Raw genomic sequence first — 15,179 nt, 5'->3', positions numbered from 1 at the left:
ATACGGTACTTAAATCTTCCTTTCATGGCATGATTTTTCAACTAAGAAAATAATAACATATTTATTAAAAAAATCAACTAAAAAGTCCCCCTAGAAGGGGGAGGCTTTAAACCCAATTTTTCGGTAAAAATTTTGCAAATCAGTTGATCCTCAAAAAATGATGGGTTGTTGATATTTGATGAATAGTGTTTTTCAACAGTCGAGTTCAACTCCCCTCAATAAGGTGGCTCTGAAGGGAGTAAAAGTAAAAATAGATGTAAGCATTTCCTGCGGAATGCTGCGCAAACAGCTATTAGCTGTCAGCTATCAGCAACAAGACTCTCTCCTTAAGGATAACGTTTAAATTACAGCATATTTCTGGCAAATAATGTACAAGATGAATAGTGAAAATATTGTAGTGCGGGCATCTTGCCCGCTTATGAGTGTATCTCACGGGCAGCAGAAAGCGCTGTAATATAGATATACTTTAAGGGCAAGGGAGTCAACTTTTGTAGTAAGAAAATTAATAAAGCTTTTATCGTTAACTAAAAGCACTCTTCTGATAGCTGATAGCTGATGGCTGAATGCCTACAAATAGATAGATAAGAAAGATGTCTGGAATCAGAAAATTACATAATGCATAATATTTCTGTTGAAATAGCACCAGACATCTCTATCTATTGTGATGAACTTAAAAAGGAAGAGGTCCAGGAACTTGAATTCCTTTCTGAACTGCAGGACGTTCTGCAATTTGATCGTGCCATGCGATTAAGCTGGAAAACTGATCGAAGCCAAATCCCATACGTTTAGCAGTATAAACCCAACCCCAATGCGCAATATCTACAATGGAGTATTCATCACCGCAGAGATATTTTTGCTGCTTCAAACGTTGTTCAAGGACACCAGACAGCCTTTCAGTTTCTTTGGTATAGCGTTCAATTGCGTAAGGGATTTTTTCAGGAGCAAACAAGGCAAAGTGCGCTCGTTGTCCGAACATTGGTCCAATAGAAGCTGCTTGGAAAAACAGCCATTGAATTGCTTCCCAACGACCTTGAGTTGATTGCGGTACTAACCGTTCAGTTTTATCTGCAAGATAGAGTAAAATTGCACAGGATTCAAAAACCGTTTGTCCAGTTTCTCGATCTACAATTACTGGAACTTTAGCATTAGGATTGAGTGCAACAAATTCTTCTTGAAATTGTTCTCCCTCATAAACATTTATATGCTTTACAGTGTAAGGAATTTCAAGTTCTTCTAAACAAATAGAAATTTTGTGACCGTTTGGGGTATTGTGTGTGTACAGTTCAATCATTGAAGACTCCTAGGTTGAGCAGTGAAATGTTGAGTGAAATTGATGTTAAAGCCCCCTAAATCCCCCAATTTTTGGGGAATTTTAGAAGCAAGTTGACTCTTATCCCCCCCCAATTTGGGGGGCTAGGGGGGCAAAATTCGGCGTTGGTAAATCAAGAGATGAAACCTTAAGAGTAATCTGTTTCTGATACCTCTAAATATTTTACCAGAGTAAGTGATGGGCATCACCCCTAGTAGAAAATCATCTTACTAATTACCAACGCCCAAAATGTCAGTATTCCGGATAATTTATCTTGTTTTTTTTGATAAGTTATTACTCAAAAATAATAATGCCAATACAATCACTAATCCGGAATTAAAAATTGAAGGTTCAGGTACAGATTGACGGGGATATTCTTGAGTTGCTTCGACAATACTCAGCACTTCAGAAACCTCAGAAAGAGATTTCTGAGCCTGATTTGCAAATAAATTATGAGAACGGACAGTAGGATGAATCGGATTCCAGAATACAAATTCATCAGGATTGGTTGCATTCGTCTCTAAAAAAGCCTCTGTGACATTAGAAAACCCAAAGTTAGCTGGATTTTCTATAGCTTGATTCAGGGCTGAATACATATCAACCTGAATAATATTGATATCTGAATTTTGTTCAACTTCTTCTAAAGCTGTTTGCAACGCTGCATTATGATCTTGAGTAACTTGTGCCAGTCTTTGCTGAACTTCAGGAGAACCATTAACAGCAAGGGGAATTGCACCTAAATCAAAAAGATTAGGTATCATAATATTTTTTGCCCCTGCATCGGCTAATTTATCAATTGTTGTTAATAAGTTGGTAATGGGTGTATCAACTTCCGTTAGACTTAAACCCACATAATCATTACCGCCTCCCCAAACCATATAAAGTGCATTGGGATCGGCAACAGGATTTTCGGCGACAAAATCATCAATTTGTGTTTGGATTCCCGGTAAAGGCAATAGGTTATCGGGTAAAACATCTGTTCTCGGATTGAGAACATTATCGGTTCCTGTCGTTGCACCTCCATAGGCGACATTATTTTCAGGATTTATCTCTAAACCCAACTCAGGGATTAAAGTTTCAATCCAAATTTTACCATTGGTAAAACGTCCTTCAAAATTTGGAAATTCTGGAAAAATACCGTTAGTCAGTTCAAACAAATTCCCATCATCAGAAAAACTATCTCCAAAGACATAAACATCGCTAAAAAGTTTGCCGGGAAGATAACCCTGATATTGACCAACTGTTAGGTAATGATCAAGGGGACTGTTGGCTGTACCATTTGCGATCGCATCAGCCACTTCTGGATATTGAGAAAGATAAAAATCTTCATCAAAGATTTGATCGATAGTGATGCTCATCAAAAATTTCTCCTTCTCCTAGTTGATATCATGTCCGGTAGCATCGGTCTTGTATAGTAAATAGGCAACAGGCAACAGGCAACAGGCAAGAAAAAAAACTGAAATTTCCTGTAGATATCCACGCTAACTTTTACACAAACGATTGCCTTCGGACATGATATGAGTTATCAATTTAAGTCCTGGAGCAGGATTTTTTCCACTCCAGTTTTTATTTTCTGAGATTAAAAAAGTCTGACGCTAAACTTCTGTTTATACCGTTTTAGAGTAAGCATTTCCTGCGGAATGCTGCGCAAACAGCTATTAGCAGTTCAGCTATCAACTTTTGAACGTAATAACTTACTAAGGCGATCGGATAACCTTTTTCTTTTGCGCGGAATGCGGAAGCAAACACAACTTTTAATTCCCCTTGGAGACTTCGGTGCGATAATGAGCGAATAACTCATAGCTGATAGCTGACTGCTGAATGCTTACGTTTTAGAAGACTTTATTTTAGATGAATTAAACATGAAACTAAGTTCTACATTCTATTGATTTTACTTCCGATTTTTGAGCATTACACCTGTACCTATTACTCCAAAAGCTAACAAACCAACAGGGAAAGAAGACTCAGGAATCGATCTTGTGCTAATAATAGCCTGGTCTGCTAGCAGACCAATAAAAGCTCCACCCGTAGGATTTTTTAAGAATAAGTCAATGGAGTTAATGTCATTAGGTAGGGGAATATCTATACTTTGAAAACTCTCGCCAATACCAAACTCAATTGGGATTTCAGTTTCAGTGCCTAGAAAAATGCTACCACCAACTATCTCATCAACATTACCAGTGCGGATTACATCTACTGTTGCAAAAGAAGACCCTTTGTCAGTGAAGAATTGATTACCGGCAAACTCTAGTGTACTAGGAAATGTAAGCCCGTGTGGTGGGCCGGCTGCCAAAAGTTCTTCAGGATTTACAGGAGGTTGATTAAATGGATCTGTGACTGGCTGACCGACTTCCTGGAAAAAGTCTTCAGCTGGAGGTTCAAAATAAATGAGTAGCCTCGCCAAATCTGATGTCTGATTTCGGAAGGCGTGCGTGGCATTTTGGGGACCCAAGATAAGCGTTTCAGGTGATGCCAGTGCTGTTTGGTCTTCTAATTGAAACTCTAAAGTACCATCTAGCATGAAAAACCACTCAGCTTCATTTTCATGGAAGTGTAATGGAGTACCACCGCCAGGGACAACAACCACATCTAATAGTGTGTACTGTTCATTAGTGGTCTCGCCTGTTTCAACAAAGGAAATTCGTCCACCTGCAACCCATGCAGTTTCTAAATCTTGGTAGAATAAAGATGTCGATGATGTATCATCTAACCCGGCTACATAATCAGTGATAGCCGTGGGAATGGGGACATTCAAAAAATCATAGATATCAATCGAGCTAGATGTTTCTGTCGAGCTAGATGTTTCTGTTGAGGAATCCTGTTGTTCATGGTCATGGAAATGTAAACCAACGTGAGCTTGTGCGGGGAAACTGATTCCTAAAGCTAATAGAAATGAGCTAGCGAGGTAAAATGCGGTAGACTTAGTTTTTGTATTCATTAATAAAAATAGTTGCTGGTGATCCACACTTTAACGAAGTCAGAAGTCAGAAGTTAGAAGTTAACCCACCTCTAACCCCTCCCAGGAGGGGAAGTAGGGGATTTAAGCCCCGCTCCAAAAATATTTCGCCTTAAAAGGCGGGGTTTTAGACCCAATTATTTTGATAAAGTGTGTTTTAGTGTTGGGAGGAAAGCAACCAGCATATAAATTACTTTCCCCTAAAATTTGAGAACAAGCTTAATGGATCGCCCGAAGGGCACTATTAAACTTTTTACATCTAGTAGTCAACTCAGAAGTATCAAACAATGACAACTGAATGTAGCTATCTAAAACCTTCCAAGGAATTTAAAAAATTAAACAATTCCAACGTAGTTTCGCGCAAAATTCTTAGCAAATGTTGATGAAGTTGTTAATTGAGAGAGCTTAGATTCACTGAGTTTACGTCGAAAACGCACATCCTCTAAATCCTCTCCTTCCGGTGAGTGCAACATGGTCAACAAGCTGTAAGAGAATTCTTGAGCACGCCAGATGTAGGGCAAGCGAATTTCGGAGTAGCGGTTTAGATAAGAAAGATCGTGGTTTTCGAGATAGTAGCTAATCAATGTCTCTGCTAAAACTCCCGCATCTTGCACCGCTAAATTTAAGCCTTTTCCACCCATTGGGGTAATAATATGAGCGGCATCTCCAGCTAATAATAATCGCTGATAAATCATGGGTTCCATCACATAATTCCGCAACTCCATAATACGCTTTTGAAAGATTTCACCTTCATTTAATGGACATCCTTCTTTAGCAAGCCGCTGGCGTAAGTTAGCCCAGATGCGTTCATCTGACCAATCTTCTAAAGTATCGGTGCTAGGAATTTGAAGGTAATAGCGAGAAATCTTACTATTGCGAAGCATATGAGCCGCAAAACCATCTGGATGTACACCATAAAGAGTATGCTGGGCTGAAGGGGGAGCGTAGGCTAAAATTGCTAACCAGCGATAGTTGTATTGTTTGCTGTAAATCTCTACAGCTTCAGAGGGAACACATTGACGAGCTAACCCATGATAACCATCACATCCAGCTACAAAATCCGCTTGAATCGTTACAGTTTTTTGACTATCTAAATCATAACATTCAACTTCGACTTTGTCATCACTTTGAACAATATTTTTGCCTTCATAATGAAAAAGTAACTTACCGCCATCCTTGATATATTTTTCAATCAAATCATCGTTGAGATCGCTTTGAGGATAAACATGATGAACATCTCCTCCACTTAAGCTTCCATATTCAAAAGTTAGGCTTTTATCGGGATAGCGAAACTCACAACAACCGTGAGTATAAGCATTTTTCAGCAGGGTATCCGCCAGGTCATTTTTTCTGAGAATTTCAACCGTTGTACTCTCAATAACTCCCGCTCGTCCTCTGGCATAAATTTCTTCACGATTGTATTTATCAATGATAATACAGTCTATCCCGTTTCTCAGCAGAATACTTCCGAGAACAATACCAGCAGGACCAGAACCGAGAATACAGACAGATGTTTGTAACTGTGTATAATTTTTCATCGTCAACTCCTTAAAATTATCCTTTTTTTTTGAGGTTAAGGTGAGAGGATATCTGAAAAGTTTTTTGATACTGAATTTTGCCCCCCTAGCCCCCCAACGCATGGGGGGAACAAGAGTCAATTTGCTTGCTATAGTTCCCAAATATTGGGATATTTAGGGGGCTTGAATGTCGCAAATAAGACTTCTCAGACAACCTCTGAGTTCAATACCCACCTTATTACTGAGATTAAGTGAATCCTTAAACCGTAACAGGTTGCTTAACAACTGAAGGGAAATGAATTTTTTGTCGAAGCTGTTGAGTCATTGGATGTAAGTCACGGGGTTGAGTTCTGGGGCGGAATAATCCATCCTTTTCCCATCGTTGTTCATTGAGGCTAATTGCCCAAGCATTTAACCAGGCAGATTCCGGAAAATCGGCTAATTTTTCAGGCATTGTATCTTCAAGCGCCATGCGAAAAATAACCTGAGCAAGTTCCTCAAACATTTCCAAACTAGCAATATGATCGTCGATGAGTTGTTGTTCCGTTTTATTGGATTGTAAATTTCGCGATCGCAATTGCTTGATGAAATCCATTTCTAAGTAATCAATATACTCATAAGTTCCCCGATTTTGCGATAGTTTTGCCCAGTCTATAAACAACTTTTGCATCCTGTGAGCTAACAGAAAAAATTGACCTGAACCTTGACGAATTTTTGCCCGTTTTTCAGAGTCAAGGAAAATCGAATTAAACATCAGAGGCGCACTAAATGCCCAGCCAGATAGGGTATCCCAAATCACCTTAATTGCCATGACCAAATCTTTATCAAAGCAGGAGTAAACCTTATGAATATTATCTTTTACCCCTTCAGCATAGGTGAGCAAAAAGCGATTTGCTTCCGCCACCATTTCTGAGGTTAACTTACCTTGCAAATCCGCTTCAATCATCTGAGTGACGAGAGAATTTCCAAATCCAATTAGGTCAGTACCAGGAGAATAGAAGGGGTCGGGAAATACCCCAGCTTCACCAACACAAGCCCAACGATTATTTGAGAAAACTTGCTTGGAGGAATAACTATAGTGAGGCATCTTCATAAATTTTTGAGTTGAAATCCCTTGAAGATGATTAGCTAAAGTAGGTTCATAGGTTTGGAGCCAATTAAATGTTTTTTCCTCAGTATTATGTTCTCCGAAAGGATGAACTGTTTCATCAGTGACAATTCCAATACTGGTATAGTTACCGGGGAGCGGAATCATCCAAATCCAGTAGCCTTTTCCACACAAGTGATTAGTTGAATAATATCGTTGATTTCCAGGGACACGCTCATGCCAGTTTTGGTTACTTTTGGGAACAAAATCACTGACATCTATCCGTTCATTTACCCAGAACCAAACCGCACTATGTTTAGAACTATTTCGTTGAGCTAAACCCAGTTTCTTCTGCAAAAATCGACGACGACCCATCGCATCAATAACCCATTTAGCTTGAATAGTATTCTTTTGCTTCGTGTCATCTTGAGTGTAAACAATTTTATGGAAGTCTTGATTATTTTCAGATAGGGTAATATCAAGAACCTTGCAACTTTCTAAAACTTCAATTCCTGCTTCGATGTTTAAGTTTCGCAGGTCATTTTCAAACTTACCTCGGTCAATTTGATATGAGGAAGGCGAATGAAATTTAGAGAGTCCGAGTTCAGGACGTTCTTCAAATTTACCTTGAGCATCACCTAAGAAGAAACGCAGTCCCAACTTTGGCATATGATTCATTTTGAAATAATTATCGCCAAACTGAAGTATTTCAGCAAGATAATAGGAACCCACTTCAACCGTTGATTCTCCAACTTTAAAAGCACCTTCAGGTAGAGGTCGAGCCAAACGATCCAGGACAATAATAGAAAGATCGGGCATTGTTAACTTCAACTGTCTAGCTAAAGTTGAACCCGCTAAACCACCACCGCAAATTGCTACATCATAAGTCATTGTATTCATTGTGAAATATCCTGTTGTATTGAGAGTAATATCATGTCCGGTTGAATAGTTAGAATTAAAGCTTGTAGTAGGGCTTCAGCCGGAACTGTAGATAGATAGGGCTAAAGCCCAACTACGAACAAAAACTTTTTTATCATGCTATTATCCGGACATGATATAAACATTATTTCGGTTAAACTTAAGCCCTCGCACACCCCCCAATGTTGGGGTGCTAGGGGGGCACAATTCCCATTAAGTATCAAAAAACTTTTCAGATATCCTCTAAGCAAGCCTTTAAAGTCTCAGCTAAGACTTGTACATTTGGTCGATCAAAAATTGAATAATGGTCTCCCGGTACATCGTAAATTTCTAATTTATCCCTAGAAAAATTACTCCAACCATTTTCAGGATCGCGAGTTTCCCAATCTGCTTGATTCGGTAAATAAAACTTGTTAAATTTAGCAGATTTTTTAGCCCGAAACAGGGTAATTTTACCGGAATAAACTTGTGGTGAATAAACCCACTTTGCCTGCATATTCGCCTCAGCTACGATCGCACGACTGAGATGATGAGGTAGAGGTTTTCCTAAACCTAGATAAAGCTTGCAAAGGATGGCTTGCAGTTGACGTTGAGTAACGTCTTTGAGTTCCTCAAATAGTGACTTGGATAGTCCCAATTGGGATAAGTATTTGAAGTAGTGTTGGTTTCGGAATACAAGGCGAGGAAAAGCACTTTTATTGAAAGTGTCAAACATCACCAGTAATGCCACCTTTTCTCCTTGTTGTTGAAGTTGTTGTGCCATCTCAAAAGCAATGGTACCTCCCATAGAGTTTCCCCCTAGAAAATAGGGACCATGGGGTTGAACACTGCGAATTTCTTGAAGATAATTAGCCGCCATTGCTTCGATTGTAAAGTCAGGCACTTGTTTGCCATCTAACCCTTTAGCTTGCAATCCATAAAACGGTTGTTCTGAACCTAAAGATTTTGCTAATTCTCGTAAGTTCAATACATTTCCTTGTTGTCCATGAATGCAGAAGAAAGGCGGTTTAGAACCACGAGGTTGAAGTGGAACTAATGAAGACCAAGGGAGAGAAGATTCGTTTTCAGCAAGAATTTTAGCGAGTTGTTCAATGGTTGGAGATTTTAGGAGTGTTGCCAAAGGTAACGTTTTACCAAAGGTTTGTTCAATTTGAGTAAACAAACTCATTGCCATTAAAGACTGTCCACCTAAATCAAAGAAGTTATCTCGAATTCCAATGGATTCAATTCCTAATACTTTACTCCATAATTGAACGAGTTTGAGTTCAGTTGAATTGCGGGGTGCAATATAAGCAGGTTTAGACGAATTACTGGATGGATTGAATGTAGATTGATTGGCTCGTTTCTCCTCTAATTGTTGCTGTTCAGTTGCGCTTAAAGGGAGTACCTCCAAGATAGACTGCTCTGGATTGATTAAAATATTTTCCAGAATAGTACGATAATGCTCCTGCATTTGAGCAATGGTTGCTTCCTCAAATAAATCAGCATTGTATTTGAAGATAGCAGCAAAAGTATCACCTTCTGGAATCAGATAGAGATAGAGGTCAAAATCCGCTGTTCCGCTATCAAGATTGAAAGTTTCGACATTTAAACCGGGTAATTTTAAGGTATGAATTGTTGTATTTTGCAGTGCAAACATCACCTTAGATAGAGGAGTTTGCAGTAAATTTAGAGCGTTAATAATTTCTTGAATGGGTAAATCTTGATAAGCGTAACCTCCGGAAACAACCTGACGAACTTGACTCAAAAACTCCCGAAAAGTTTGGTTTACTTTAAACTGTGTCCGTAGAATCAGTAAGTTTGCAAAGTAACCGATTAATCCCTTTGTTTCTTTCCGACTCCGATTCGCAATTGGACTACATACAAAAAAATCGTCTTGATTAGTGTAGCGATATAATAGCACCTTAAATGCAGCTAATAACGTTGCAAATAATGTTGCTCCTTCTTTTCGACTGAAGCTTTTAAGTTGAGTCGTGAGTTCAACAGAAAGTAACTGTTTATTGTAGGCACTAGAATGGGTAGGATTAGTTGGATAAGGATGGTCAGTTGGCAGCTTTAAAGCTTGTAAATTATCGCCAAGTTGTTGCTTCCAATAGTTTAGCAAAGTCTCTTTAAATTCACCTTGAATACATTGACGTTGCCAAACCGAAAAGTCTGCATACTGCACTGGAAGTTCTGGGAGGGCTGAAGATTGACCGAGAGAAAATGCTTCGTAGAGTATTGCTAACTCCTGAAATAAAACTCCTTTTGACCAGGCATCGACGATAATATGGTGAACATTCAGTAACAGAAAATAATCCTGTTCATCAAGTTTAAAAAGTGTTCCTCGAAACAGAGGCAGTTGAGTCAATTCAATCGGTTGCTCAATATCTACCTTCACTAATTCCATTACCTTATTTTCCCGTTGTTTTTGAGGAAAGCTCTGTAAATTAACTACAGATAAACGAAAGGAAAAAGAGGAGTGAATGACTTGAGTTGGTTGACCTTCAACTAAGGTAAAAGTCGTTCGCAAAGCCTCGTGACGTTGAATAAGTTCATTCAGACTTTGCTCTAAAACCAATGCATTGAGTGAGCCGGAAATGCGAAACCAAAATGGCATATTATAAGCAGCAGCTTTACTTGGTTCCAACTGTTGTAAAAACCATAACCGCTCTTGAGGAAAAGAGAGAGGAAGTGGATTTTCTCGGGAAACAGAGACTAAGGGTGGAGCTTGATTTTGTAAGCTAATGACGGTTCTCATTGCTTCCCATAGCTCCTTTTTAGCAGCCACTGATTGAGTTGAATTATTGGTAACTGGAGAAGTTTTCTGTTGTTTTTTGTTTAATGTTTCGAGTGACATATTATATCATGTCTGGTTGAATAGTTACACTTTGGAGGAACGAAGGCAGAAGGCAGGAGGCAGAAGGGAAGAAAGTTTATTTTATAAGCTTTTGAAGCTTTTTTAACTGGTCAGTTATTTCCGCCATCCTGCACTAGATATAATTTAAAGATTTAACAACTTTTCTTTTCTTCAATCATCTCCACAATTGTTGAGATATTTTGAAAGTTCTCAAAACTAATCTCACTCACATCTAACTCAATTTCAAAAGTCTCTTGCAAGTTAGAAATTAGAGTCATCGTGTTAATTGAATCTAGACCCAAGTTGAAGATATCTACATCGTCTTGCAACTCTTCTAAGGTCACATCGGGTAGAACTTTCAAAACTAACCCTTGAACTTGTTCTTGAATTGTTGTAGTTGTCATCATGGTGTTAGGTTCCTTAAAATTTTAGTACTTGGAGTGTGCTGAGTAAAATTGTATAGCAGAAGAAAGAAGGAAGAGGGAAGAAGGAAGAAGGAAAAGTATTACGTTATCTGAGTTTTAAGCTTTTTATCTGTCCTAACCTTTGCTTCGACTGCTATAATCAATACCTGTAAATGCTTCCAGGGTTAAATATTGCTGAAAAAGTGCAAGGTTTTTGGCTGTTGTAGTCTCAAAATGCTAATATTTTTCTTATGACTATCAAAAAATTTGGCCGTAGCAGATAGCCTAAACTGTTGCCTGTTGCCTATCATCACCATCAGACTTTTGAGCGCAAACCCTACTTGGACTGTGATGATATCGGTTTAAACTAATTCCTTTCTGAGAATTTTTCCGAGTGGACTTTTGGGAATCTCTGGAAGGAATTCAATGATTTTGGGAACTTTAAACTCCGCTAGACGCTGCTTACAAAATAAAAGAATTTCTTGGTCGTCAAAGTTTTTTCGACTTTTTTTGACAATTACAGCTTTAACCAACTCGCCAGCATAAGACCCTTTTACACCAACAACAACAGCTTCCTTCACCTCAGGATGATTCATCAAAATATCCTCGACTTCTATCGGATCAACTTTGCGACCTCCGGTATCAATGAGCAGCTTTTTGCGACCGGTAATATACACTCGACCCCACTCATCTTTTTTCCCTAAATCACCTGTATAGAAACATCCTTCCTTAAAGACTTGTTGATTCAGTTCTGGCTGATTAATATAACCTTGGGTTAGAGAACGACTTTTGATCACAACTTCTCCACTCATTCCCATGGGTTGCTCATTCCCACTTTCATTAACAATTTTGAGTTCAACATTATTGAGCGGAAACCCAACAGAGTGATAAATTTTGTTGATGTCTTCCTCTAAATTAATTGCCACAGACCCAGCCTCAGTACAGCCATAAAGCTGTCGAATAGGAATCTTAAATCGCTGCCAAAACTTATCAAAAATGTCTTTGGATAAAAAGTTTCCGGCTGAAAAGCATAATCTCAAACTAGATAGGTTCACCAAGGTTTTTGTTCTAGCTTCTGCCAAAGCATTGAATATATAAGGTACTGCCGGAAAGATGGTAATCTTCTCCGTTTTAATCAGTTCAAAAATTCGGGGGCACCGGAAGACAAAGGGAACCTCAACAGGTGTACCATCCTTCTGCAAAACCTGTTCTAAAATAACTAAGGTTGCACCATTACAAGTTGCTGCGAGGAGACAATTTCCTAACCCATGAGCATGATACATCGGAACTGCACAAAGAATATTGTCAGAGGGCTGAATTTGGGTGGTTTCTGCGAAGTTTTTTACCTCATGGCAAAGACTCCCCTGGGTGCGTGCAATTCGTTTTGGTTTCCCCGTTGAACCGGATGAATATTGATACAGAAGCTCAGAAGAAAGAGCTTTTTCTGAATAGTCTTGATGTTGAAATTTTCCTGGCAGAATTAGATGGTATAGATAGTGGCTTTCAGGATAAACACCATCCACAACAATTAACTCAATTTTTCGGTCAATATTTGCAATAATATCCTGACAAATTTTGGCACGTTTGAGGTCAGTAATTACTGCTTTTGCCTTGCTATCCCTGAGACAATAACTCAGTTCTTCGGCTTTGAATAAATGATTGAGAGGCAGAACAATTCCCTGTAACTGAGCAACTGCATAGAAGCTATAAACAAACTCAGGACAGTTGGGTAAAACGAAAGCAACACAATCACCTTTACCAATTTCTAGAGAACTTAATCCCTCACTTAATCCTTGAACTTTGAAGTCAAGTTGCTCATAACTAATTCGGGACTCATTATAGACAATTGCTGTATGTTTTGGAAAGGAATGAGCCGCTTCTTTTAATCGTTTAATAATCATAATTTTACCTTGATTGTGCCACTTGAACAACCGATGCTATTAGACATATCCTCCAAAAGAGGGAGTAGGGAGTAGGGAGTAGTGGGAAAGAATTGATAATTTCTTTACGATAGTTGATTTTCTTTTTTATTATTGGAGATGTCTATTAGAAATTTCGCCTAAAACTATTTTCCGGAAACTTCTCTGTAATCATCATGGTGTACTGATGATTGGAGATGACGCAGTAGCTTCTATACAGGAGATTGTCTTTGGGTTGAATCTGGAAATAATCTGCTAAATCACCTGCATGTTCTTTGCCAAGTTCGACATTTTCTTTGAAGATTTCCACCTTGTTCTCGATCCAGAGTTTCCCAATGGGAGTTTTGGTCTGTAACAGTTGGTTTCGCATTTTTTCATTCAGTCTGTCGAGAACTAAAATTGAATCGGCATAGACATAGTTGCGATCGCTCATCTTACCTTGAAGTAACACTTTGCGAGCGATAACTTCTGTGCCTTTTTTGAGGTTCATCGGCAGGATGTCTTCTTCAAGTTGAATCTTGTCTTCAAACAGCTTTTTGATTTTGATTGCTTCCCCCGAGTAAGCTTCAATCATATCTGTAACAGTGCCGTTTGTCGTGAGTAATATTCGCTGAAATGGGCTGAGTAATACAGGTTCGATGTAATTCCGCTGTCGTGGAAAGTGTTGGGAAAAAATTGGCCTTAAGACTAGGGTTTGAGCGTTCATATGCATTATTTTTCTAGAATTGGTGAAAAAGACCTGTTTGATTAGATATTGTGAGTTGAATCAATCTAAGTTAGCCTTCAATTTTTCCTTCAACTCACAACAAAATTTAAACAATGGCACTTAATTTTTTGGTAGCTTGAGGGAATGAAGGAGTGAGGGCTAACTTTTCTGGCCAACGACCTACTGTTTCACCAATAACTGCCATTTCTTGCATCAGTTCTTGATAGCGATGAGGCGTCAAGGATTGAGGACCATCAGACAGTGCTTGGGAAGGGTTGGGATGAACTTCTATCATCAGAGCATCAGCTCCTGCTGCAATTGAAGCCATTGCCATTGCCGGGACGTATTCGGCTTTACCTGTCCCGTGACTGGGGTCAATCATAATGGGAAGGTGAGTCAGTGTCCGCAAGACAGGAATCACGGATAAATCGAGGGTATTGCGGGTATATTTGCGGTCATGGGTGCGAATTCCCCGTTCGCACAAAATAACATTGGGATTTCCCGCTGCTAAAATATATTCAGCCGCCATTAACCATTCCTCAATGGTTGCAGACATTCCCCGCTTCAGTAGAATCGGTTTCTCTTGAGCACCAATTCTTTTTAACAGAGAAAAGTTCTGCATATTACGAGCGCCAACTTGGAGAATATCTGCAACAGCTGCTATCTTTTCGATGTCGGATGCATCCATTACCTCGGTGATAATTCCCAAGCCAGTTTCTTGACGTGCAATGGCTAGCAATTCCAAACCACTCTCACCATGTCCTTGAAAAGCATAAGGAGAAGTCCGAGGTTTGTAAGCTCCACCACGTAGGAAATGAGCACCTGCTGCTTTAACTTGTTGGGCGGTTTCGACAATCATCTGTTCATTTTCAACCGAACAAGGACCGGCAGTTTGAACGATGGGATTGTGTTCGCCAAAAGCAACAGAACCGTTGGGTGTTTTAACAATAATTTCACTGGGTTCACCATGTCGGAAGTCTCGACTCGCCCGTTTAAAGGGATGTTCAACTCGTGAGACTTTTTCAATAAAAGGACTGACAGCCTGAATTTTTAAGGGATCGAGTTCAGCCGTGTCACCGACTAAACCAATTACCACTCGGTGTTTGCCAATGATTTTTTCGACGCTGACTTTGTATTGGGACAGTTCGTCTTTAATGTGTTCAATTTCGACTGTCGGAGTGGCTGCTTTGAGAACAATTATCATGCTTTATTTTCTTTGAGATTGGGTTTGCTAAACAGAATGATGGAGAAAGGTTTGAGAGAGCAGATGTGGGTTAAACTAACATCTATATTTCTGTCCCTGCCACCAGTTCTATTTCTATATCTGTAAATGGCTTAAAACTAGAGAAACTGTAATTAAGTGCTAAGTTTTTTGCATTCACTAAGCTGAAAATGAATTTACGTCATTTCAGCTAGTATTAATCTCAGGAATTAAGTTGTTTCCTGTAACTGTAAAGATGCGTATATCTGGTCTAAGTTAGGTTATGCATTTTTGAGAAGTTGCCTTAAAACTAGATCAACTGT

General features: G+C 39.1%; 10 protein-coding genes. All 10 read right to left on the bottom strand.

Annotation, left to right across the window (positions count from 1 at the left end; translation table 11 throughout):
* Positions 1 to 670: 670 nt before the first annotated feature.
* The 10 genes from F6K23_RS33570 to aroF all read right to left on the bottom strand — a co-directional run bounded on the left by F6K23_RS33570 (position 671) and on the right by aroF (position 14,859).
* On the bottom strand, positions 671 to 1,291 hold the full coding sequence (locus tag F6K23_RS33570; protein ID WP_293164408.1) for a glutathione S-transferase family protein: 621 nt from the start codon (positions 1,289 to 1,291) through the stop codon (positions 671 to 673).
* Positions 1,292 to 1,578: 287 nt separating this feature from the next.
* Positions 1,579 to 2,667: an SGNH/GDSL hydrolase family protein gene (locus F6K23_RS33565; RefSeq protein WP_293164414.1), complete on the bottom strand. Its 1,089-nt coding sequence runs from the start codon at positions 2,665 to 2,667 to the stop codon at positions 1,579 to 1,581.
* Between the two features lie 533 nt (positions 2,668 to 3,200).
* Positions 3,201 to 4,247 (bottom strand): cupin domain-containing protein, encoded by a 1,047-nt coding sequence (locus F6K23_RS33560; RefSeq protein WP_293164405.1) that lies wholly within the window; start codon positions 4,245 to 4,247, stop codon positions 3,201 to 3,203.
* Between the two features lie 353 nt (positions 4,248 to 4,600).
* Entirely contained in the window at positions 4,601 to 5,923 is a 1,323-nt protein-coding gene (locus F6K23_RS33555; protein WP_293164403.1) for a 4-hydroxybenzoate 3-monooxygenase, read from the bottom strand.
* 118 nt (positions 5,924 to 6,041) lie between these two features.
* Positions 6,042 to 7,769, bottom strand: coding sequence for an NAD(P)/FAD-dependent oxidoreductase (locus tag F6K23_RS33550; protein WP_293164400.1), 1,728 nt, complete (start codon positions 7,767 to 7,769; stop codon positions 6,042 to 6,044).
* Between the two features lie 250 nt (positions 7,770 to 8,019).
* On the bottom strand, positions 8,020 to 10,626 hold the full coding sequence (locus tag F6K23_RS33545; RefSeq protein ID WP_293164397.1) for a condensation domain-containing protein: 2,607 nt from the start codon (positions 10,624 to 10,626) through the stop codon (positions 8,020 to 8,022).
* A gap of 152 nt (positions 10,627 to 10,778) precedes the next feature.
* Positions 10,779 to 11,033, bottom strand: a complete 255-nt coding sequence (locus F6K23_RS33540) for an acyl carrier protein (RefSeq protein ID WP_293164394.1) — start codon at positions 11,031 to 11,033, stop codon at positions 10,779 to 10,781.
* A gap of 359 nt (positions 11,034 to 11,392) precedes the next feature.
* Entirely contained in the window at positions 11,393 to 12,931 is a 1,539-nt protein-coding gene (locus F6K23_RS33535; RefSeq protein WP_293164391.1) for a class I adenylate-forming enzyme family protein, read from the bottom strand.
* A 145-nt stretch (positions 12,932 to 13,076) separates the two neighbouring features.
* On the bottom strand, positions 13,077 to 13,661 hold the full coding sequence (locus F6K23_RS33530) for a chorismate pyruvate-lyase family protein (RefSeq protein ID WP_293164388.1): 585 nt from the start codon (positions 13,659 to 13,661) through the stop codon (positions 13,077 to 13,079).
* 100 nt (positions 13,662 to 13,761) lie between these two features.
* Positions 13,762 to 14,859, bottom strand: a complete 1,098-nt coding sequence (gene aroF, locus F6K23_RS33525) for a 3-deoxy-7-phosphoheptulonate synthase (protein WP_293164385.1) — start codon at positions 14,857 to 14,859, stop codon at positions 13,762 to 13,764.
* Positions 14,860 to 15,179 lie beyond the last annotated feature (320 nt).

This window comes from Okeania sp. SIO2C9, assembly GCF_010672455.1.
Classification (GTDB): domain Bacteria; phylum Cyanobacteriota; class Cyanobacteriia; order Cyanobacteriales; family Microcoleaceae; genus Okeania.
This window is presented reverse-complemented; position numbering and strand designations above follow the sequence as displayed.

What these genes read in the sequence shown, in the direction of transcription:
- F6K23_RS33570 (WP_293164408.1), bottom strand. Translation starts at nt 1,291, where the DNA reads ATGATTGAACTGTACACACACAATACCCCAAACGGTCACAAAATTTCT.
- F6K23_RS33565 (WP_293164414.1), bottom strand. Translation starts at nt 2,667, where the DNA reads ATGAGCATCACTATCGATCAAATCTTTGATGAAGATTTTTATCTTTCT.
- F6K23_RS33560 (WP_293164405.1), bottom strand. Translation starts at nt 4,247, where the DNA reads ATGAATACAAAAACTAAGTCTACCGCATTTTACCTCGCTAGCTCATTT.
- F6K23_RS33550 (WP_293164400.1), bottom strand. Translation starts at nt 7,769, where the DNA reads ATGAATACAATGACTTATGATGTAGCAATTTGCGGTGGTGGTTTAGCG.
- F6K23_RS33545 (WP_293164397.1), bottom strand. Translation starts at nt 10,626, where the DNA reads ATGTCACTCGAAACATTAAACAAAAAACAACAGAAAACTTCTCCAGTT.
- F6K23_RS33540 (WP_293164394.1), bottom strand. Translation starts at nt 11,033, where the DNA reads ATGATGACAACTACAACAATTCAAGAACAAGTTCAAGGGTTAGTTTTG.
- F6K23_RS33535 (WP_293164391.1), bottom strand. Translation starts at nt 12,931, where the DNA reads ATGATTATTAAACGATTAAAAGAAGCGGCTCATTCCTTTCCAAAACAT.
- F6K23_RS33530 (WP_293164388.1), bottom strand. Translation starts at nt 13,661, where the DNA reads ATGCATATGAACGCTCAAACCCTAGTCTTAAGGCCAATTTTTTCCCAA.
- aroF (WP_293164385.1), bottom strand. Translation starts at nt 14,859, where the DNA reads ATGATAATTGTTCTCAAAGCAGCCACTCCGACAGTCGAAATTGAACAC.